The sequence below is a fragment of the Lacinutrix iliipiscaria genome (assembly GCF_042686125.1).
GTDB classification, from domain to species: Bacteria; Bacteroidota; Bacteroidia; order Flavobacteriales; family Flavobacteriaceae; genus Oceanihabitans; species Oceanihabitans iliipiscarium.
Genome location: NZ_JBHUOV010000007.1, coordinates 122,782 through 145,780 on the forward strand (window position 1 = coordinate 122,782; position 22,999 = coordinate 145,780).

The 22,999-nt window shown below is 33.8% G+C and carries 11 protein-coding genes; 2 read left to right on the plus strand and 9 right to left on the minus strand.

Going from position 1 to position 22,999, the window contains the following annotated elements; translation table 11 throughout:
* Nucleotides 1-10: 10 nt before the first annotated feature.
* A complete protein-coding gene (locus tag ACFS5M_RS11085; protein WP_183488570.1) occupies nucleotides 11-523 on the minus strand; it encodes an SRPBCC family protein in 513 nt (170 codons plus the stop codon).
* Between the two features lie 97 nt (nucleotides 524-620).
* Between ACFS5M_RS11085 and sucC the strand changes: the two genes are divergently transcribed.
* Nucleotides 621-1,811, plus strand: coding sequence for an ADP-forming succinate--CoA ligase subunit beta (sucC, locus tag ACFS5M_RS11090; protein WP_183488568.1), 1,191 nt, complete (start codon nucleotides 621-623; stop codon nucleotides 1,809-1,811).
* Between the two features lie 32 nt (nucleotides 1,812-1,843).
* Here sucC and ACFS5M_RS11095 read toward each other — a convergent pair whose 3' ends face one another.
* The gene (locus ACFS5M_RS11095; RefSeq protein WP_183488566.1) at nucleotides 1,844-2,131 is read right to left on the minus strand and encodes a DUF1456 family protein; all 288 of its coding nucleotides are present in this window, start codon (nucleotides 2,129-2,131) and stop codon (nucleotides 1,844-1,846) included.
* Between the two features lie 243 nt (nucleotides 2,132-2,374).
* On the opposite strand from ACFS5M_RS11095, the gene ACFS5M_RS11100 reads away from it, so the two are divergent.
* Nucleotides 2,375-2,776 carry a TerB family tellurite resistance protein gene (locus ACFS5M_RS11100; RefSeq protein ID WP_183488565.1) on the plus strand — a complete coding sequence of 134 codons (402 nt, stop codon included), beginning with the start codon at nucleotides 2,375-2,377 and terminating at the stop codon, nucleotides 2,774-2,776.
* Nucleotides 2,777-2,823: 47 nt separating this feature from the next.
* On the opposite strand, the gene uvrB is transcribed toward ACFS5M_RS11100, so the two are convergent.
* The 7 genes from uvrB to ACFS5M_RS11135 form a co-directional block, all read right to left on the minus strand.
* Nucleotides 2,824-4,827 carry an excinuclease ABC subunit UvrB gene (gene uvrB, locus ACFS5M_RS11105; RefSeq protein ID WP_183488563.1) on the minus strand — a complete coding sequence of 668 codons (2,004 nt, stop codon included), beginning with the start codon at nucleotides 4,825-4,827 and terminating at the stop codon, nucleotides 2,824-2,826.
* Nucleotides 4,828-4,875: 48 nt separating this feature from the next.
* Nucleotides 4,876-8,469 (minus strand): T9SS type B sorting domain-containing protein, encoded by a 3,594-nt coding sequence (locus ACFS5M_RS11110; RefSeq protein WP_183488561.1) that lies wholly within the window; start codon nucleotides 8,467-8,469, stop codon nucleotides 4,876-4,878.
* A gap of 66 nt (nucleotides 8,470-8,535) precedes the next feature.
* Nucleotides 8,536-10,857, minus strand: a complete 2,322-nt coding sequence (locus tag ACFS5M_RS11115; RefSeq protein WP_183488559.1) for a T9SS type B sorting domain-containing protein — start codon at nucleotides 10,855-10,857, stop codon at nucleotides 8,536-8,538.
* A gap of 79 nt (nucleotides 10,858-10,936) precedes the next feature.
* Entirely contained in the window at nucleotides 10,937-15,748 is a 4,812-nt protein-coding gene (locus tag ACFS5M_RS11120) for a T9SS type B sorting domain-containing protein (RefSeq protein WP_379898859.1), read from the minus strand.
* Between the two features lie 140 nt (nucleotides 15,749-15,888).
* Entirely contained in the window at nucleotides 15,889-17,733 is a 1,845-nt protein-coding gene (locus ACFS5M_RS11125) for a T9SS type B sorting domain-containing protein (protein ID WP_379898861.1), read from the minus strand.
* 36 nt (nucleotides 17,734-17,769) lie between these two features.
* The gene (locus tag ACFS5M_RS11130) at nucleotides 17,770-20,226 is read right to left on the minus strand and encodes a T9SS type B sorting domain-containing protein (protein ID WP_183488555.1); all 2,457 of its coding nucleotides are present in this window, start codon (nucleotides 20,224-20,226) and stop codon (nucleotides 17,770-17,772) included.
* A 14-nt stretch (nucleotides 20,227-20,240) separates the two neighbouring features.
* Complete coding sequence (locus tag ACFS5M_RS11135) at nucleotides 20,241-22,988, minus strand: T9SS type B sorting domain-containing protein (protein ID WP_183488553.1); 2,748 nt, start codon at nucleotides 22,986-22,988, stop codon at nucleotides 20,241-20,243.
* Nucleotides 22,989-22,999: the final 11 nt, after the last annotated feature.

A 22,999-nucleotide genomic window follows, 5' to 3' on the forward strand; every position in this document is an offset into this window, starting at 1 on the left:
TGCCTAAAAATCACATATTTACAAAGACATAGCCAGAGAGTTCATTTTCTTTTAAGTTGATTTCCGTTTCATTTAATAAAATACCATGTTCTACATAAGCTTTTAAATTAGTAAGCCAAAAAGTCCATCCATTGCTACAACCAAAATGAATTTTAAGTTTACTTTCATCATCTTCAGGAATTTCAAATTGAGTTAATGTCACTACAACTACGTTGTTTCGTTCTTCAAATTTTACAGCAACCATAGAGCCTTCAAAAGAGAATTCAATAAAATCTTTACCATTTGCTTTGGTAATTTCACCTTCAGCTTTACCATCCCAGTTATGCCAATACCAAGTGTAACGATCTCCAGGATTAACCATCTCTTTAGCTGCTTTAACCTTTCCGTTTTTATTTTTAAATTCTGCTTTTTCTAAAAACCAGGAGGTAATTCCTTCTTCAGAAGCCCAGAGTTTATATAGTTTTTCTAAAGATGAGTGTATATAAATCTTCTTTTCAAAAGTGTGCCATTGTAGTTTGTTCATAACAAATCGTTTTTATAAAGATAAAAAAAGCAAAGCACTTTGGTTAAAAGTTTTAGGTTGATTACTTTTGTGACACTAAAATTTTACTTTATACAAGATGAATTTACACGAATATCAAGGAAAAGAATTACTAAGCAGTTTTGGCGTACGTATCCAAAGAGGAATTGTTGCACAAAATGCTCAAGAAGCAGTAGCTGCAGCAAAACAATTAACCGAAGATACTGGAACTGGTTGGCATGTAATTAAGGCACAAGTTCATGCTGGTGGACGAGGTAAAGGTGGTGGCGTAAAGCTGGCTAAGAATTTAGAACAAGTAGAAGAGATTGCAGGACAAATAATTGGAATGGATTTAGTGACACCTCAAACATCTGCTGAAGGTAAACGTGTACATCAAGTTTTAGTGGCTGAAGATGTATATTATCCTGGCGATAGTGAACCTGAAGAATATTATATGTCTGTGCTTCTTAATAGAGGAACTGGTAAAAACATGATTATGTATTCTACTGAAGGTGGAATGGACATAGAAACAGTTGCTGAAGAAACCCCACATTTAATTTTTCATGAAGAAATTGATCCAGCTATTGGGTTAATGCCTTTTCAAGCTAGACGTGTTGCGTTTAACTTAGGCTTGTCTGGTTTAGCCTTTAAAGAAATGACTAAATTCGTATCTTCATTATATACAGCTTATGTGAAATCGGATTCTTCATTATTTGAAATCAACCCAGTTTTAAAAACTAGTGATTCTAAAATAATGGCTGTTGATGCTAAAGTAAGTCTAGATGATAACGCTTTATTCAGACATAAAGATTTAGCAGAATTGCGCGATTTACGTGAAGAAAATCCTATTGAAGTTGAAGCAGGTAAACTAGGCCTTAACTATGTTGACCTTGACGGAAATGTTGGTTGTATGGTGAATGGTGCTGGACTAGCAATGGCGACTATGGATTTAATTAAACAAGCAGGAGGTGAGCCAGCTAACTTTTTAGATGTTGGTGGTACAGCTGATGCTGCACGTGTTGAAGCTGCATTTAAAATCATATTAAAAGATCCAGCAGTTAAAGCTATACTTATTAATATTTTTGGTGGAATTGTTCGTTGCGATCGAGTAGCACAAGGTGTTATTGATGCGTATAAAAATATGGGAACTATAAATGTGCCAATTATTGTGCGATTACAAGGAACCAACGCAGATATCGCTAAAGACTTAATTGATAATTCTGGTTTAGATGTTATGAGTGCAACTGAATTTCAAGAAGCTGCAGATAAAGTACAACAAGTTTTATCTTAAAACTAATGAACTAAATATATAAAAGAGCAACATTATTTGTTGCTCTTTTTTTGTGCCTTATGTTTTGACGGATTAGTGTTTGCCTTTTTTTCTCCTTTTTTAGGCATTGGTCCACGTAAATGAATAATCAATCCATTTAAAAAATTTCGTAAAATCTGATCACCACACTCTACATAATTCGGATGATCTTCACGTCTAAAAAAAGCATTGAGTTCACTTTTGCTAATTCTAAAATCAACTAAAGCAAGAATTTTTACAATATCATCATCACGAAGTTTATGAGCGACTCTTAGCTTTTTAAATATATCGTTATTAGTCATTATATATTTTTAAATTAATTCTACTTTTTGCGTCACTTCAGAATTTTATTGGTTTTTACATGAAAAATCGCCTAAAGCACTATGAAATATAGGAAAGTGAGCGATTTATATAGCTGTAATTCTGTGAAATAATTAAATAAACGATGAATGACGCTTTATTTTTCGACAAGATACAATATATCAACGATTATAAAAGAGTGATTATTTCTAACTTTAACCTAATTAATTAACTCCTCAATAATAATGATAAATAGAGTCGAGAAACTCAGTCTTTTGTCCGAAATGATTGCTTTTGCAATTAGTGACAGTAGTTTAAAAAATATAGAGTATAACTTTTTATTAGGTGTTGCCAAACAGCTTGGTATTACTCGTGAAGATTTTGACTATCTTATAGATCACCCGATAGATTATAAGCACCTTAAGTCTCATAGTGAGCGTATTGTACAATTTCACAGATTGGTACTGTTAATGAATATTGATGGAGAAATAACTCAACAAGAAATTGTTAAACTACACAATTTTGGTTTGAGAATGGGATTAAACCATGAATCTATTAATAAGGTTTTATATTTAATGGATAGTTTTCCTAATAAAATAGTTCCACCAGATGTATTAATCGATATTTTTAAAGTTCAGTATAACTAGTAAAGTTGTAAAGGTATCGCTGAATTGAATTAGCAATTTTCCAACTCCTAACTTTTAAGAGCTTCTAGTTTGTCTTGATAGCTTTTTACATCATCTCGTAGTTTCGCAGCAACAATAAAATCTAGTGCTTTAGCAGCTTCTTCCATAAGCTTTCTTTTTTCACGAATTTTCTTTTCTAATTCGCTTTTAGTTAAATACTCACTTTCGGGTTCTGCTGCTCGTAAAGCTTCTAGCTCGTAGCTATAAGTGCTAACAGAATTTTTAGTTAAAGCATTATCTAAACTTTTATTTAAAGCCGTTGGTGTTATATTATTTTCAGTATTATAGGCAATCTGTTTCGCTCTTCTATAATTCGTTTCATCAATGGTTTTTTGCATGCTTTTAGTTATTTTATCGGCATACATAATGGCTTTACCATTTAAGTGACGTGCTGCTCTACCAACCGTTTGCGTTAAAGAACGTGCTGAACGCAAGAACCCTTCTTTGTCTGCATCTAAAATGGCAACTAATGAGACTTCAGGTAAGTCTAAACCTTCACGAAGTAAGTTAACACCAACAAGTACATCAAATATACCTTTACGTAAATCTTGCATGATTTCTACACGCTCTAAAGTATCCACATCACTATGTATATAGCGTACACGTATTTGAATTCTGCTTAGGTATTTTGTAAGTTCTTCAGCCATTCGTTTGGTTAACGTAGTCACTAAAGTTCGTTCGTCTTTTTCAACGCGTTGCTGAATTTCTTCAATTAAATCATCAATTTGGTTTAAACTCGGACGTACTTCAATAATTGGATCTAATAAACCTGTTGGACGAATAACCTGCTCTACATAAATCCCATCTGTTTTTTGCAATTCATAATCTGCAGGTGTCGCACTTACATATATAACTTGATTCTGAAGTGCTTCAAATTCTTCAAACTTTAATGGTCTGTTATCCATTGCTGCTGGAAGTCTAAACCCATATTCTACTAAATTTTCTTTCCGACTTCTATCACCTCCATACATTGCATGCACTTGAGAGATGGTCACATGACTTTCATCAACCACCATTAAATAATCTTCGGGAAAATAATCTAATAAGCAAAATGGGCGTGTTCCAGGTTGTCTGCCATCCAGATAACGCGAATAATTTTCAATACCAGAACAATAACCTAATTCGCGAATCATTTCTAAATCAAATTCTGTACGTTCTTTAAGGCGTTTAGCTTCTAAATGTTTGCCAATCTCTTTAAAGTAGTCATGTTGCTTTACCAAATCATCCTGAATGTCTTTAATGGCACCTTGTAAAACTTCAGGAGAAGTGACAAACATATTTGCAGGATATATAGTTAGAATATCATATTTTTCAATGACTTGATTTGTTTGAATATTAAAAGATTCAATCTCTTCAATCTCATCACCAAAGAAGTGAATTCTAAAGGCGTCATCAGCATAACTCGGAAAAATATCTACTGTATCTCCTTTTATTCTGAAGTTACCATGATGGAAATCTGCTTCTGTACGCGAGTACAAACTTTGCACCAATTGATGCAAAAGTTTTGTTCTTGAAATCACTTGATCACGCTTTAATGTAATCACGTTTTTTTGAAATTCAACCGGATTTCCAATACCATATAAACACGAAACAGAAGCAACTACAATTACATCACGACGACCAGAGAGTAGAGAAGAGGTTGTGCTTAAGCGCATTTTTTCAATCTCTTCGTTTATTGATAAATCTTTTTCGATATAAACTCCAGAAACAGGAATGTATGCTTCAGGTTGATAATAGTCATAATAGGACACAAAATATTCAACAGCATTCTCAGGAAAAAACTGCTTAAACTCTGAGTATAATTGAGCTGCAAGTGTTTTGTTATGTGCTAAAACAAGCGTAGGTCTTTGTACTTCAGTAATGACATTTGCTACAGAAAATGTTTTTCCAGAACCTGTTACTCCTAATAATGTTTGATATTTCTCATCAGAATTTATGCCATCAACTAATTGTTTAATAGCTTGAGGCTGATCACCAGTAGGTTTAAAATCTGATTCTATTTTGAATTTCATAAAACAAAACTACACAAAAAATCAATGTGTTTTTTCTGAAGTTGTTCACTAGCGTTTTAAGGTGAAATGACCTCTAAGTTGTTTTCCAGAATGTAGAGTTATCAGATACCAATAATCGTTACTGTCCATCATTTTACCTCTGTAAGTTCCATCCCAACTTTTTTCTACAGGCGAAACTTGTTTTAGAAGTTTGCCATATCTGTTAAAAATATAGATGTCTTTAATGGTATTTTGATTGTCAGTAATTTGCCAATGATCTTTAATCGTATCTCCATTTGGTGTGAAAAATAATGGAATATTTATTTCTTCAACACCATCAATTTGAAATGTTATAGATTTTACAATACAACCATTGCTATCTTGAACGTATAAAGTATGACTTCCATTAGAAATATTTGAAAATATCGGACTAGTCTGAAAAGTAGAATCATCTAATGCATATTCATAATCAATAGAAGTGTCAGTCATAACGACAGTTAATGTTTGATTAACAATTTCAAGGTTTGAGTCCGTAAGTGTAAAATCTATTACTGAATAAATTGTAATATCAAAACTACTTTCATTAGAACAGGTATCAGGAGGCGTTCCGATTTCATTAAAAATATAAATAGTTTGTGTTGTTGAAATAATATCACCAGCATTTAAAGGCGTTCCAGTTCCGTTGGTTCCAGTGAAATAATTCCCATCAGTTAGAGCAGGCAGAGTGTAATTTGCACATACTGTTTGATTCGACAAGGTGTCAACAGGCGGAGTTCCGCTGACCGTTACCGTAAAACTACTTTCATTAGAACAGGTATCAGGAGGCGTTCCAATTTCATTAAAAATATAAATAGTTTGTGTTGTTGAAATAATATCACCAGCATTTAAAGGTGTTCCAGTTCCGTTGGTTCCAGTGAAATAATTCCCATCAGCTAGAGCAGGCAAGGTGTAATTTGCACATACAGTTTGATTCGACAAGGTGTCAACAGGCGGAGTTCCGCTGACTGTTACCGTAAAATTACTTTCGTTAGAACAGGTGTCAGGAGGTGTTCCGATTTCATTGAAAATATAAATAGTTTGAGTCGTTGAAATAATATCACCAGCATTTAAAGGTGTTCCAGTTCCGTTGGTTCCAGTGAAATAATTTCCATCAGTTAGAGCAGGCAGAGTGTAATTTGCACATACAGTTTGATTCGACAAGGTGTCAACAGGCGGAGTTCCGCTGACTGTTACCGTAAAACTACTTTCATTAGAACAGGTATCAGGAGGCGTTCCGATTTCATTAAAAATATAAATAGTTTGTGTTGTTGAAATAACATCACCAGCATTTAAAGGTGTTCCTGTTCCGTTGGTTCCAGTGAAATAATTTCCATCAGTTAGAGCAGGCAGAGTGTAATTTGCACATACAGTTTGATTCGATAAAGTATCAACAGGCGGAGTTCCGCTGACCGTTACCGTAAAACTACTTTCATTAGAACAGGTGTCAGGTGGAGTTCCGATTTCATTGAAAATATAAATAGTTTGTGTTGTTGAAATAATATCACCAGCATTTAAAGGCGTTCCAGTTCCGTTGGTTCCAGTGAAATAATTTCCATCAGTTAGAGCAGGCAAGGTGTAATTTGCACATACAGTTTGATTCGATAAAGTATCAACAGGCGGAGTTCCGCTGACCGTTACCGTAAAACTACTTTCGTTAGAACAGGTATCAGGAGGTGTTCCGATTTCATTAAAAATATAAATAGTTTGAGTCGTTGAAATAATATCACCAGCATTTAAAGGTATTCCAGTTCCGTTGGTTCCAGTGAAATAATTTCCATCAGATAGAGCAGGCAAGGTGTAATTTGTACATACAGTTTGATTCGACAAGGTGTCAACAGGCGGAGTTCCGCTGACTGTTACCGTAAAACTACTTTCATTAGAACAGGTGTCAGGCGGAGTTCCGATTTCATTGAAAATATAAATAGTTTGTGTCGTTGAAATAATATCACCAGCATTTAAAGGTGTTCCAGTTCCGTTGGTTCCAGTGAAATAATTCCCATCAGTTAGAGCAGGCAAGGTGTAATTTGCACATACAGTTTGATTCGATAAAGTATCAACAGGCGGAGTTCCGCTGACCGTTACCGTAAAACTACTTTCGTTAGAACAGGTATCAGGAGGTGTTCCGATTTCATTAAAAATATAAATAGTTTGAGTCGTTGAAATAATATCACCAGCATTTAAAGGTATTCCAGTTCCGTTGGTTCCAGTGAAATAATTTCCATCAGATAGAGCAGGCAAGGTGTAATTTGTACATACAGTTTGATTCGACAAGGTGTCAACAGGCGGAGTTCCGCTGACTGTTACCGTAAAACTACTTTCATTAGAACAGGTGTCAGGAGGTGTTCCGATTTCATTAAAAATATAAATAGTTTGTGTTGTTGAAATAATATCACCAGCATTTAAAGGTGTTCCTGTTCCGTTGGTTCCAGTGAAATAATTCCCATCAGCTAGAGCAGGCAAGGTGTAATTTGCACATACTGTTTGATTCGACAAGGTGTCAACAGGCGGATCTGAAACAAGTAACTGAACAGTGTTACTAACAAGGTCGCAAGTAACTGAAGTCATTTCACAGTAATACTGATTAGCATCAAAACTAGCTGGAGCATTACTTATTGTTAGTGTATCTGTTGTTGCGCCAGAGTATGTGGCATCATTAACAACATTCACCCAAACACCTGCGGCATTAAGAACTTTCCATTGATATGTATACGCACCACTATCTACAGATACTGTAAATATAGCATTACCATTTTCGCAAATACTTAGTGAAGAAGGATGTGTTATATTTGGAGAAGGAGGTATAGGATCTGCAGTATGCATGCCTAAGTTTGAACAATTTTCATCACTATCTATCAACCAATCTGAAATAACAAAAGTGTCATTAGGTGATACGGCATCTGGATTTCTTATAACTGTGTAACCTCTTTCGTTAGGTGCTTGAGCAACATCTATTAAAACACCACTTTTAAAGAGTTTAATTTCATCATTATCATTAATTCCAACTCCTAGTACAGCATCTTCAGTTAAACCGCAAGCAATAGGGTCTCCAATTTTTACTATATAAGTTTGCATTGGTCCGATTGAATTGGGTAAAATAAGCGTTGCACTTGGTGCTGCATCTCCAATATTTCTAAAGCGTTGTAATTCATATAAACCACTAAAAGTAATGGTTGTGGTTGACGGATTATAAAGTTCAATGATGCCAGAACTCCCAGCAAAAGCATCATAAAGTTCAGAAATATAGACATCACTTGTTTCACATTCTGATGTAATTAAAGAGAAATCACTAGAAGCATTTCCTGTGCATCCACCTGAACTCGTAATAGATATATTTGCAGTAGCAGCTAGCCCAGAAGGAACATATGCTGTTATTTCATTATCACTTATAATAGTAAATGTCGCTGCAACACCATCAAATAAAACAGTTGCTGAATCATTAAAATTACTTCCGTTAATAGTGATTAAAGTATTTTCAGGACCACTTAAAGGTGAAAAAGAAGTGAGTACTGGAGCTGGACAAATATTATGAAGCTTATTTGTATGAGTAATATGATTTATTGCGTGTCCTACATTAGTAAATACTAGTGAACATATACAAGAAAATAGGAGAATAGAATATTTCATTAAAAATAATTAGCAAACAAAAATAGAGAATTATTGTCAATTCTCACATTAAGTGAGTGTTACTATTTACCTTACTAAAGAAAAATGTCCACGATAGGTTTTTCCGTTAGAAAAAGTTACCACATACCAATAGTCATCTGCAGATAAGTTTTTACCATTTAAAGTGCCATTCCATCCTTGGCCTTGAGGGTTGACTTGCTTGATTAGTTTTCCGTAACGATTAAATATTTGTATGGTCATTGTGTTCCTAAAACGAGCATCTACTCCTATAGGCTTCCATGTATCATGAAAATGATCGCCATTAGGTGTAAAATAGGAAGGAAAGCCCAATACATTAATAATTTCTTGAACAACACCACAACCATCTTTATCTCTAACAAATACAATATGCTCACCAGCAGAAACATTTGTAAACACATTACTGTTTTGATATAAGCCATGGTCTAGCATAAATTCGTATTCACTAGTTTCAGGGACTGTAATGGTTATGGTATTGTTTGGAGCAACACCTTCGACAGCAACATCAGTAATGATTGCTAAGTCTGAAACTTCTACAGTTATATTTCTAGTTGCATTACAGCCATTAGGATGAGTGACTATAACAGTGTAAGTTCCTGTTTCGTTAATATTTATAGAAGCGTCTGTATAGAGTGTAGGAACACCATCTAATAACCATTCATAAGTGAAATCTTCAGGAAGACCATTAATAATATCAGACTCAAGTGTTATCGTTTGTGGGTAAGTATTTACACAATAATTAATCGTTTCGTCTTCTAAAAGAATTGGTGTTTCATCAATAGTTAAAATGACTGTGCTTACCGCATAGCAGTTAGAGCCCTCTGTGATAAGCACATAAATAGTTTCTGAGCCTTGAATAGAGTTGGTGTAATTCCCATCGATTTGATTTGTTTCGGAGAGTAAATCACTTTCGGTTGGATAAAATCTAATGGTTAATCCAGGAGGAACTATGGATTCAATATTAATTCTCAATTGGTTTAAGTCAAACGAACTATAACCATCAACAGGAAAATCATCACAAGTACTAAAAGGAGGAATGCTTACATCATTATTAGAAATATCCAGCAGTACTTCAGCAACTGAAAAGCATCCATATTCATTTTCAACACGAGCGAAAACAGTTTGCATGACACTAGAATTTTCAAAAGTAGTTGCATTGGGAATAGCATCTATGTCCTGTTCAGCGTCAATTGAGGTATAATAAAAATCGGTCACGATCTCAATACCACTAGTAATAATTTCTTGTTCAGCATCAAACAAATTATAAAGTGTCATACCATCTTGGTCAATATCGCAACTAATTAATGTGGTATTATTTACGATAGGATTCGGAGAATATTCTACAATTAATTCTCCAGAAGCGATGCAACTCGCAGAGTATGCTACTTCGGCACTATAAACTCCAGCATCGACTATGGTGTACGTTGGATTGGTCTCACCAATAATTGGCACTCCATTTTTAAACCAAGTATAAGCTATTGCTCCAGATTGAGTTATATCTAATTCGAGAGTTTCATTTTCACACAATGGATTGTTAGTGGCGAATAGTCTATGATTTCCTAGGTGAATATTTGGTAAAAAACTATCAGCTTCTAAAAATACAGCAGAATCATATCTGTAATTTTGCTCATCTGCAATTACCAATTTTACATGATACGTTTGATTAGGGATAACTGTAGTACTTGCAGTTAAGACAGTTGTTTGTCCATTAAAATTTATTGGAGCAGAAGCATTATTAAAACTGCCAAAATATTCTTCATTTATAGCATTACAGGAACCAGAAATACCAGGATGTACAGTTGTGACTTTAACAGGAGTTGTAGTTCCTGGAACCAATGCAATGTTGGTGTAGGTTGAAGTTCCTTCAGGACGAATTAAAAACCCAAATAGGTCAGAATAATTACAGGTGTTAGAATTTCCTTCTTGATATTCTTCTGAAGCAAATAAATATCTAAAACTGATTTGTTCACTAATTGATTCAAAGTTGAATTCTAAAATAGTAGCATTATGCGTATTGCTCTCTCCAAGAACGGTTTCTAAGTCGGAATCACCAGACCAACCAGCAGCGTCATCATCACTTAAACTGGTATTCGGACCAGGAACATTTGATAATCTTCCAGTGCTTAAAACTAAACCACTCTGAATAGGAAACGTTGTGCCAGTAGCGTCAAAATACCCATAACTTTGATCAGAGCCTCCAAAATCGCCACCAATAATATTAGTAACTACAACATTTGAAATACAGTCACTATCAATTAAAATATCTTCAATAAGTTGTTGAGGTGTGTATATATTACTATCTACTTGTATATTTTGTGAAAACAACAAGCTAGAGTAAAGAAATATAAAAAGTACTAAGTAGCTCTTCATCAACTGCAATTAGAGTACAAAGATAAATAACTACTTGGTTTTATATTAGGAATAGTTGTTAAAGAAGTATAATTGGTCTCTATCTTTTTAGAGTAAAATTACCTTTTACTTGAAACTTCTTATCGTCTTGAACAACTTCAGCCATGAACCAATAATCATCTGCAGGCATATTTTGTCCTCTATAAGTTCCATCCCAACCTTGAGATGTATGAGGTAATGTTTTTAAAAGCTTTCCGAATCGATCAAAAATATAGACTATGGTTCCAGTAAGCTGATTTACTCCTGTAATGTGCCATGTGTCAAAATAACCATCGCCATTTGGTGTCATAAATAAAGGCGTATCAATAATAACAATTTCTTTTGTTGCTGAAGCACAGCCATTAGCATCTAAAACAGTAATGGTATGTGGACCTAAAGAGACATTGTCAAAAAAGTTAGATTCTTGTGGTGTGCCATTATCTAGAATGTAAAAATAATTACCAATACCACTAATCGTTACTGTAATATTATTAGGATCTGCAAAATCGACTTGTTCTGTAAATTCTATAGTCGCTTGCTCAGATTCTATTACATTAAATGTTGTTGAGGTTGTACAACCAAAAGCAGTAGTCACCGTTACTGAGTAACTACCAATTTCTGTAATTTCTATGTCAGGTGTTGATGCACTAGTAGACCATGAGTAGGTGTCACCACTAACATTGGTATCTGCACTAACAATAAGAGGAAGACTTTCTAAACAAATGGTTTGGTCTGGAATGTCAACAACTGGTTTTCTATGAACAAAAATATTAAAGCTTGTAATGCTAAAACACAAAGTATTATTGTTTTCAATTCTAATATAAATGATCTGCTCATTAAAAGCGAAATAATCTAAATCTGTAATAGGGTTTTCATTTAAAAGGGCTTCATCTTCTAATTCAAAATAAGACACTGTAAAATCGTTTGGATCTTGATCTCCTAGAACAATAGAAGTTTGCTGAGAAAGATCAAATAAAGCAAAACCATCATAGTCATCATCACAAGTTTCAAGGTCAGTTAAAGTATAGGTAATAGGATTGCTATTGACTTGTACAACAAATGAAGATGTAGAATAACATTGTGTTATTGTATTTTCGGCTCTTACAAAAATGGTGTCGCTATTTGTTATATAGGTGTAATTTTCATTTAAAGGATTCTCTGCATTTTGAGCATCAGCTAACGAGCTATAAAACGTTATAGCGATATCTGTTGGGTCGTCTATCAGGCTGTCAATAGTATCTGAAAGATTGAAAAGATTATCATCATTTTCGCAGGTTTCAAAATTAGGAATTGGATTAATAGTAGGTGGTATATCTACAATTAAATCAATAGGGACAGCAACATAACAATTAGAGATGGTACTGGTAATTTTAATATAAACCGTTTGTGGATTACTAATGTTTGTATAGCTGCTAGGGTTCGTAATTGTATTAGTATGTGGTTCAACATCATCAAATGAAGGATGATAAGTAATTACAATGTCATCTGCTCTTACATCTAAAACTTCAATTTCTGCAATGGTTAAATCAAAAGTTGTAAAACCATCCGTGTCTGTATCACAAGTTCTTTGTTCTGAAGCTAGGCTTACATTTGGAACTTGAATGACATTTAATCCAAATTCTGCAATGCCATGACAATACGTTCCGTTTTCAATTCTAGCATAAATTTGTTGAGGATTAATTGTATTTGTGAACTCTAAAGGAATGCTATTTGTTTCATTTTCTGCGTCATCAAAAGAAGTGTAAAAAGTAATAACTAAATCTTCTGGACTAGACGCAGACATTTCTGTTATTTTTTCTGACAAGTCGAAAGTTTCAAAGCCATCATTAGCTATATCATCACAAACAATCCAATCTAAAGGTGCTTCAAAAATTGGGATTGAACCGACTTCAATTTGAAATGATGACGTATCATAACAATCTCTGTCGCTAATATTTTCCATTCTCACATAAATAGTTTGAGGGTTAGAAGTGTTTTGATACACTACATTTTTATCAATAATATTCAATCTATTTATAGCATCACTTTCGGATTCAAAATATAAAACACGCTTTCCCGTTTGTCCGTTTAATATTTCCGAGTCTTTTTCATTAAATATAAAGTCAGCTATTTGATCACCATCGTTTTCACAGTTTCTAAAGTTAGAAATGTCTGTAAAAAGTGGTTCTGTATTGACAATAATTTCGAAAATAACCAAAGCAAAACAACTTGTGATTTCACTTTCTACACGTGTGTAGATGGTTTGTGTGTTAGCATTATACATTGAAGTATTACTAATAGCATTATTATTAGAGTTGGCATCGTCTTCAGAGGTGTGGAAAGTAATAGTTAAATCGGAAGTACTAGACACAATCTCACCAATTTTAGCCTCTAAATTGACAATAGAAAAAGCATCTTGATCATTGTCACAAATAACAATATCATCAGGTTGAGAAACTGTTGGTGCAGGAATTACATTTATTTCTAGTGCTGAAACATCATAACAACCAGTGTCTGAGTTACGTACTCTTACATACAAAGTTTCTGGGTTAGAACTGTTTGTGTAATAAGGAGGTAAAGCATTTTCATTGTCATCTGCATCGTCTTCAGTTAAAAAATAACTAACTGTAGTACTTGCTATTCCAGTGCTAACATAAGCATCAAAAGTAGCTAATTCAATAGAGGTAAACCCATCAGAATCTGTATCACAGTAGTCCACAGGATCTAATGGTTGAATAATTGTTGCTGGGTTAATAATTAATTGTATGGTTGTAAAATAGATACAGCCTTCACTTTCTATCGTTAGATATAGAGTATGTGGACTGTCGTTTACGATATAATCAACAGATTGATCTATAGCATTAACTTCATTCGTTCTGTCCTCTTCAGATTCATAAAAAGTAACAGTAACTTCATCAATATTATTCGCGATAACATTAGCAATGGCTTCAAGGTTAAAATCTCGAATTCCATCATTTGATTCATCATCACATCTATAAAAATCTCTAATAGTTGTACCAGATTGTAAGATGTTAGCATGCAACTCTACAGGTGAAATTGAAACACAACCTGTTACATCATCAACCACTCTTATATAAACGATTTGCATGTTTGGTTCTGTGTTATTGAAATTCTCAATGTCTAGAATAGGGTTGTCTCCAGTTTGAGCATCTTCATAACTAGTATGAAATGAGGTTGATACGTCAGTTAAACCTTGTAAAACATCAACAATTATCGTAGATAAATCAAAAGTAGCTAAGCCATCGTCATCAGGTTCGCAAGCATTAATTTGTTGTACTTCCTGATTAATTGCAGGGTTTTCTAGCACATTAATAATTAATGTTGTAGTACTTACACATCCTGTTGTTGCATCTACAACACTAACAAAAAGCTGCTCTGTAGTGTTGGTATTCGTATAAGGAGAAGGAATAGCATTTTCTACATTCTCTGCATCTATAAGTGAGTAGTGATAGTTGACAATATAATTTGTGTTTCCACCAGTAATTTCATCATTTTTAATAGTTAGATCTATAGTTGTGAATCCGTCAGAAGTAGCATCATCACATACATCTAGTTGAGTTGGTTCTACTGCTGTAGGTAGTGGATTAACAACCAGTTGAAATGTTGTAAACGCTAAACATCCATTATCAATGTCTTCTATTCGAATATAAATAGTTTGTGGGTTTAGTGTATTTTGAATTGGCGCAAGAATTGGATTGCTTCCGCTTTGAGCATGTGCATCTGTATAATGATAACTAATATTGTAGCTAGAAGCAGGCACTGAAGCTAATACTTCGTCATTCATTGTTGATAGATCAAATGTAGCGACACCATCATTGCTAGTATCATCACAAACTTCATAATCTGCAATTTCTGTAGCAGATTGTTCAGAATTAAGTGTGATTTCAATATCATCAACAATAACACAATTGGTATCATTAATAGGAATGGTAACTATGACTTGATAATTTCCAGATGCAGAAACTGTTAAATCAGCTGTGGTTTCACCAGATATAATAATTCCATTATTTAGCCACTCATAAGTTGCTAATGGGTTTTCAATATCAGCATTTAATGTAATAGTTTCGGCACAAGTCGTGATATCTTCGCCTAAATCTACAGTAGCATTAAAACTGTTACCTTCAATAAAAACAGCAGAATCGAAGTTTTGGTCTGTTTGATCCGCAATAACTAACTTAATATGATATTGTACATTAGGAAGAATGCTTGCGGTTGCAGAAAGTACAGTTGTACGACCGTTAAAATTAGTGTCGCCAATATTATAACCATCAAAATAAGCTTCATTTTCAGCAGCACAGAAACCAACAATTTCATCATGTATGGTATTTGTGTTTACAGGAATACTTGTTCCAGGTACTACAGCAATATTTGTATAAGTCGGACTGCCAACTTCTTTTAGAAGAAATGCAAATCCATCAGAATATTCACAAGGATAAGTGGCATAATATTCTTCTGATGCTAAGATGTAGTTAAACTGTATTTGATTAGAAACCGAAACAAAATCAAATTCAATTGCGGTTGCATTTACAGTGTTGGTAATACCTAAGGCATTTTCTAAATCTGAATCTGTTGTCCAAGTTGCATCTCCATCATTTAAGGTGTTTGCATTAGTTGAGTTTCCTGCCGAAATAGCATCGCCTGTAGAAAGCATGATACCATTTTCAAATGGGAAACTAGAGGTATTACGTTCAAAATAGCCATAACTGATTAATCCGTTAACACTTCCGTTTATATTAGATTCGATGTTAGATACTTCAACACACCCTTGAACTAAATTGTTCTCAATGAGTTGCTGAGGCGTACTGCTATTGTCTATAGAAATTGTTTGTGAATACGAGGTTTGCAAACAGCAAACACTCATAAAAATGAACATGCAAAATAGTCTAAATGTAGCCCCAATTATTATTTGACCCTTTTTCAACTTATGTATAGATTTGGTTTCTAGGGTCGAAAAGTATGTTTAATTTAGATTAAATGCAAAAAAAATCGATGAAATGCACAAATTGAAAAATCCTATCGGTTTAAATATACCCAACCAGTCATGATTTTATAGTTGTTATCGTTAAGATTTAAGACATAAAAATAGGTGCCAACAGGAAGCAATACATTTTTATAATTTAAACCGCGATTCGCTTTGCCTTCCCATCTTTTGGAGTTATCGCCAACAAAGATTAATGTGCCATATCGATTGTAGATGTGCAATTCATGGGCTTCAAATATATCATACAACCCTTGAATATTGAACCAATCATTATAAGTGTCATTATTTGGTGAAAATCCTTGAGGAATATGAGGAGGGCAGTTTTCTGTTATTAAGTTAAATTGATATATCGCTGAACAATCATCATTTTCATGTTTTATAAAAATAGTTTGAGGGTCTGTTATGTTGTGATAAAATTCGGGATTTAAGATAACATTTATATCACTCATTAAGTCATCTAAAGACTCGAAGAAGCTAATTGTATTTATATCATCAAAATCGATTAAGTCTAATTGAGAAGTTAAATCATAAATAGCAGTATTAAAGCCAATATCACAATTTAATATTGGGTCTAATTCTATAATTTCTGGGAGAGGTGTAAGTTGAAGGTGTTCTTGTGTGTTATTATTAGTTTCATTTAATTCGATAACAATGCCGCTACCATCACCAATATCATCTACAACAAGTGTTAATGTGAAATCATTAGGAATGTCTGATGGAATTGTGAGCGAAATATTTCCACTTTCAGAGCCATCTACTGGTATTTCGTCTTGGGTTGTACTTTGACCAATAAGGATATCATTAGCATAAAAAGCTATTGGAGTATCTTCTGGTAGTATTTCATTGCTATTCAAATTAAAAACAGTATAATCTAAATCTACAATTCTGCTATAGCAAGGAGTAAAGGAGTTGTCTATTGTTATCGTGGCATCAGGAGATTGACTATTAAGTACAGTTATAATATTGTTTAAAATAATTAAGTCAGCTCGAATAACACCACCACCAATGTCTTCACCTGTAGTAAGTTTTATTTCTACAGAAGTGTCTCCAACAGAAATATTATCTTGGATGTCATAAACATCTAAATCGCCATTATAAAAAGTGTTCGAGTTTGTAAAAGAATTTGTACCATTAAACGCATTGTCATCGGGATTTAATGGAGGATTAGATATAAGATTACCATTAATTTGAAGTGTTTCGCCAAAACTTAAACCACTATCTCCTTCCCAAGCCAAGAAGCCAATTTTTGCGCCATCATCATCAATAACATTAATGTTATCAATTATTATGGTTTTTTCTTGAACCACAGCGTTTATTATTTCTAGGCCTTGAAAAAGACTAATTTGATTAATAGGTAGTGTATCTTCTTCATATATAACATAAATACTCCAACCTGCGAAGTTAGTTCGGTTATTACAGTAACCCGAAATGGTCGTTAAAGTCTCAGAAATATCAAGATTGCTTAACGTATAGGTGGTGCTTCCTAGAGAGGTAACAATATTAGTGATATCTGAAAAACATGAAAAGTAAGTTAGGAGTCCATTTGATGGGTCATTATATTCTACATTGTAAACTTCTTGAGCTGTTACTGGCAGGTCATTAATACTAACCTCAAGATCACCAGCACCAGAGCCTGCCCAATATAAATATGCTGCAATAATATGAGATGTGCCAGAAAGGCTTAATTCTGCTTCAGAACTCGGTAATATTTCACAGAAACTACGATCTAAACCATTTTCAAATTGATTTAATGTATTTCCAATTGCGGTATAATTTACATGTCCATTAAATTGTTGATATAAAGTAATATCTTGTCCAAATACAGGGACAGTTAAAAGATTAAGAATGCTTAGTATAAAAAAAAGTTGACGACGCATTTTCATAGTGTTCTATGTAAATGTACGAGATTAATTTTATCTTTTAAGAGAGAAATGATTGACATATTCTCTACCATCTTGAAGATTAACCAAAAACCAGTAATCATCATTTGGTAATGCTTTTCCGTTAAAAGTGCCATCCCAACCAGTACCTATAGGGCTTATCTCTTTTAAAAGTTTTCCAAACCTGTTATAAATTTTAATTTTGGTTTGAGGTTGAAACTGTGCAGAAACTCCAAGAATCTGCCAAGTATCATGGTGGCCATCATTATTGGGCGTGAAATATTGAGGAAATCCTATAACAGATATTATTTTTTCTACATCACCACAATTATTTTTAACGTCTCTCACGACTAAAGTATATATTCCTGGATATACATTAGTTAAGACATTACTTGACTGAAAATCTAGGTATAATCCTCCTTGATCATTAAATAACGCATATTCATAAATACCTTCACCAGATGCTAGAACCGTTACAGTGTTATATGTTTCTCCATCAACCACTTCAACTGCATCTATAGTTGCAATATTAGAAGGCTCTACTGTAATGGTTCTTGATTTGGAACATCCATTGATATCTGTAACAGTCACAGTATAAGTGCCAATTTCATTAATTTGAATCTCATTGGTAACTTCACCATTAGACCAAGTATAAGTATAATCATTAGGATGGCCATCCACACCACTTTCAAGTGTTATGGATTCAGGAAACAAGTTTAAGCAATAAAAAACAGTTTCATCTTCTAATAATAGAGGTAGAGGGTTAATCGTTAAGGTCACTTCGCTAATCCCATAACAAGCATTATTATCTTCAGCTCTAGCAAAAATGATTTGAGAATAAGGGGTTGTATTAGTATAAGGTGTTGCTAATTGATTTGATTCTAAAAGCGCATCCTCATAGGTTTCGTAATAAGTAACTGGAAAAGGAATAGCATTAATGGTTTGGATATCTGAAGTAAATTCGTTTAAATCAAAACTATTAATACCATCTTCAGAATCTATTTCATCACAAACAGGAGTTGCTAGATAATCTAGAATTTGAGTTGCACTTACTTCAAGGGTAAGTTCAGTGATGGTTAGACAACCTGTTATTTCATTAATGACCTGTACAAAAATGGTTTGTGGGTTGGCTGTATTGCTAAAATTATTTCCATCGACATCATTTTCATCATTTTGAGCATCTAATAAATTGGTATGAAATTTTAAGAAAACAGTAGTCGCTCCTGCACTTAATTCATCTTGAGCTTGAAAGAGGTTAAAGCTAGTAAACCCGTCAACGATGCCATCTTCATCACATTGAAACAAGGTGCTATTTGAAACAAGAGGAGCAGGTTGAACAACTAGGTTTAAAGTTGTCACGCTATAACAATCTGTATTTGTAACACTTTCTATTCTTATATATATTTGTTGATCATCAATTTCTGTGTTGTAAAAAGGGCTAGACAGTGGACTTAGACCATTTTCAGCATTAAACATCGTTTCGTGATATGTTATATTTAAAAGTGTAGGATCTTGTCCGTTTAAAATTTCATTGTTTTTAGAGTTTAAATCAAAAAAAGTAAAACCATTAAACGTATCGCCATCATCGGTATTATCACAGCTTAATAAATCTGAAGGTTCAGCAAAATCAGGACCTAAGTTTACATTTAAATCAAAAGAGACTATAATAAAACAACCTGTTATATCATTAGTTAATCTAGCAAATATAGTTTGAGAGTCGCTAGTGTTGGTATACGGACTAGCTAATGCGTTAATGTTTATATTAGCATCACTTTCAGATTCGTGATATGATACAGAAACATCTGTTTGACTTCCAATAATAGTAGGTGTATTATCTTCTAAATTGAAAGACGTAAAGCCATCGTCAAAAGGCGCATCTACATCACAACTTATTAGGTTTAGAGCAGTTGAGGTTGTTGCTTCATTATTAGGTGGCTCAGAAAACTGAGCTGTTCCAGTCCATTCAAGACTAAATGGGCTGTTACCAATAGGTCTATCAATAACAATAAAATAAGATTCTCCAGCATTAACATTAAGCCAGCTTACAAAACTATTACCATCTGGTCCAGGACCTTCAGCAAAATCGCCTTCAGTACCATTCATACCAGTTAAGTTATTAGTTTGGCCAGCGGCTTGTGGGTTTGTAGTTGAGCATCTAATAGCTTGGCCTATGGCATTACAAGCGACATTTGGACCGAAAACAAAAAAATCATAATCTTCAGTAATTAAAGTACTTCCAGGCGTAAGAGTAAAGCCTAAAGTTCCATTCGTTACTACACTTACTTGTAGCCATAAGCTATTGTTTTCTTGGCTGCCACAGGTGTTTGATCCAGATAATTCTTGAATGCCAATACCACTAACATCTAAATTAATATTAGAATTACCACATACAACAACTGCATCTACACAGTTTGTAGGCTGCTGGGCAAAAACGAGGTTTATGAATAAACTCGTTAAAACAAATACGTAGTAATTAATATTTGATTTCAAAGTATTTTAGATTATTATCTCTTTAAAGTAAAATGGCTAACAAATTCTCTGCCATCCTGAAGTTTAGCAGAAAACCAGTAATCGTCATTAGGTAAAACTTCACCATTAAAAGTACCATCCCAACCAATACCAACTGGACTTAGTTCTTTTAGAAGTTTACCATATCTATTAAAAATTTTAATCCTTGTTTGTGGTTGAAATTGTGCTGAAACACCAAGGACTTGCCATGTGTCATGGAAACCATCTCCATTAGGTGTAAAGTATTGAGGAAATCCAATAACTGAAATGACTTGTTCTACAATACCACAATTGTTTTTAACATCTCTAACCGTTAAGGTGTATATACCTGGGTATACATTAGTTAATACATTATTTGGCTGAAAAGGAAGATATACACCACCCTGACTATCATATAGAGCGTACTCATAAATCCCTTCGCCAGAAGCTTGGATAGTTACAGTATTATTAGCTTGACCATCAACGACAACTACAGAGTCAATAGTAGCAATATTAGAGGCTTCAACAGTAATCGTTCTTTCATTAGTACACCCATTACTATTTTGAACCGTTACAGTATAAGTGCCAATTTCATTAACCTCAATCTCATTAGTAGTTTCTCCATTAGACCAAACATAAGTATAATCATTAGGATTACCATCTACACCACTTTGAAGTGTTATAGTCTCTGGATATAAATTTAAACAATAATAGACCGTTTCATCATCTAATAATTGAGGCAAAGGACTTACAGTTAAAGTCACTTCGCTTATACCATAGCAAGCGTTAGCATCTTCAGCTCTAGCAAAAATAATTTGAGAATAAGGATTGGTGTTAGTGTATGGCGATATTAATTGATTTTGTTCTAAGAGTGAATCTTCATAGGTGGCATAAAAAGCAATAGGAAACCCAATAGAATTAATCGCCTGAATATCTGCAGCAATTATATCTAAATCGAAATCATTTATTCCATCTTCAGAACCAATATCATCACAAATTGAATCAGCTATATAATCTTGAATTTGAGTAGAACTCACTTCCAACGAGACTTCTACAATACTTGAGCAACCAGCTAGATTATTTGTGATTTGTGCATAAATCGTTTCAGGGCTAATTGAGTTAGTATATACGTTATTTGTAATTGGGTCTGTATTATTTTCTGCATCAGAACGTGTGTGAAAATAAACGACATCTAAAACAGGGTCTAGACCTGTCAAGTCTTCGTTTGCTTCTTCTAAATTAAATATTGTTAATCCATCAGGAACTCCATCTTCATCACATTGTATTAACGATATATTAGTTGTAGTAGGGTTTGGAAAATACTCTATGTCTGCCTCTCCTTCAATAGTTTCGCAACTACCTGCTAAAAGTTCAATTGTAACTTCATATAGTCCATCTTCTGTGACTTCTAATTCATGAGGGTCTACAGCAGGAGTAGGTATAATTACTCCATCTTGTGTCCAAGTATATGTAGCGCCTGTAAGTTCTTCAGCAACTAGAGTGTAGGTATCACCTTCACATAATGGAAGGTAAGTAGAAGCGTTTCCGTTTTGAATGATATCAATTTTTTCATTAAAAAAAGAAGCAATAAAAGGAGGGAGTCCTTGTCTAGATAAATTTCCACCTAAATCTAAAGCAGCATGCTCATAGTTACAAGCTAAACCTGCTAAATTTGGGTCGTTAATAACACTTAAAAAAGTATCACCTTGATCATAAGTTCTACTTGAGGACCTATAAATTTTACCATTTGGACCAAGTTGTAAAGCTGTTCTATATACTTGTCTACTATCTAAAACTACTTCAGTAGAGCTAATGTCTGCAGCCGTTAAGTTATATTGTAAAAGTGCACCAAATTGGGCATTAGGGTTTGTGAAATCTTCTTGAGGTGTTTCAAAAAACGTAGAAACGTATAAAAATTGATTGTTAGGAGAAAATTCTAAACCATAAGGTGATTGGGGTTGACTAGAGCCAAAGTTGAAATCTATAGGAATTTGATAACCATTACTTACAGTTCCAGTGTCAGTATCAAAATCAAAAAGATATAACCCACGAGCAATATTTGCTACTGCTATTTTTGTGCCATCAGGAGAAAACTTTAAATATCCTCGTCTTTCATCAATAGTAAACGGAAAGGTTGAGATTACAGGAGTAGGATTTACTCCAGTGTCAGTAACCTCGTATGCATAAAATGTATTATTATTTTCTCCAGCAGCTGGTAATTGTGCATTATCGTCGGCAAATGTAACTACCCAAATAGACTCTGATTCGCAATCTTTTAAAACAGCACTTAATTTTTCGGAAGTATTAAAAAGTAGCTGTTGGTTTTTTCGAGTCACAGCTCCTAGTCCAAAATTTAAATTCATATCGACTTCAGAAAAATGAAAACCTTCATCTGGATTACCACTATATTCTGTATCAACAGTAAATATATAATAGATGTTTGAACTACCTGGTTTAGGAATAATAATTGCAGATTGTGTGCTAGACTGGTTGCCTTTTAGTCCAGTACCATTATCCATAATGCTATGTTGCCAATTATAAACATTTACACCATTTGTATAAAATAATAAGTTTCCGCTTGAACTAGAAATACTAGTGCAACCTTCTTCAGTAAACAACTGTCCATCGTTAACAGGTGTTACCGCTTCAGTAATATAATCAAAATTGATTCCAGCATTATCTCCAAAATACCAATTAGCAGCTTGTTGCTGAGCATTGGATACAGCAAAACTTAGAAAAAGTAGATATAAAATAATTCTTTTCATCTTTAAATAGC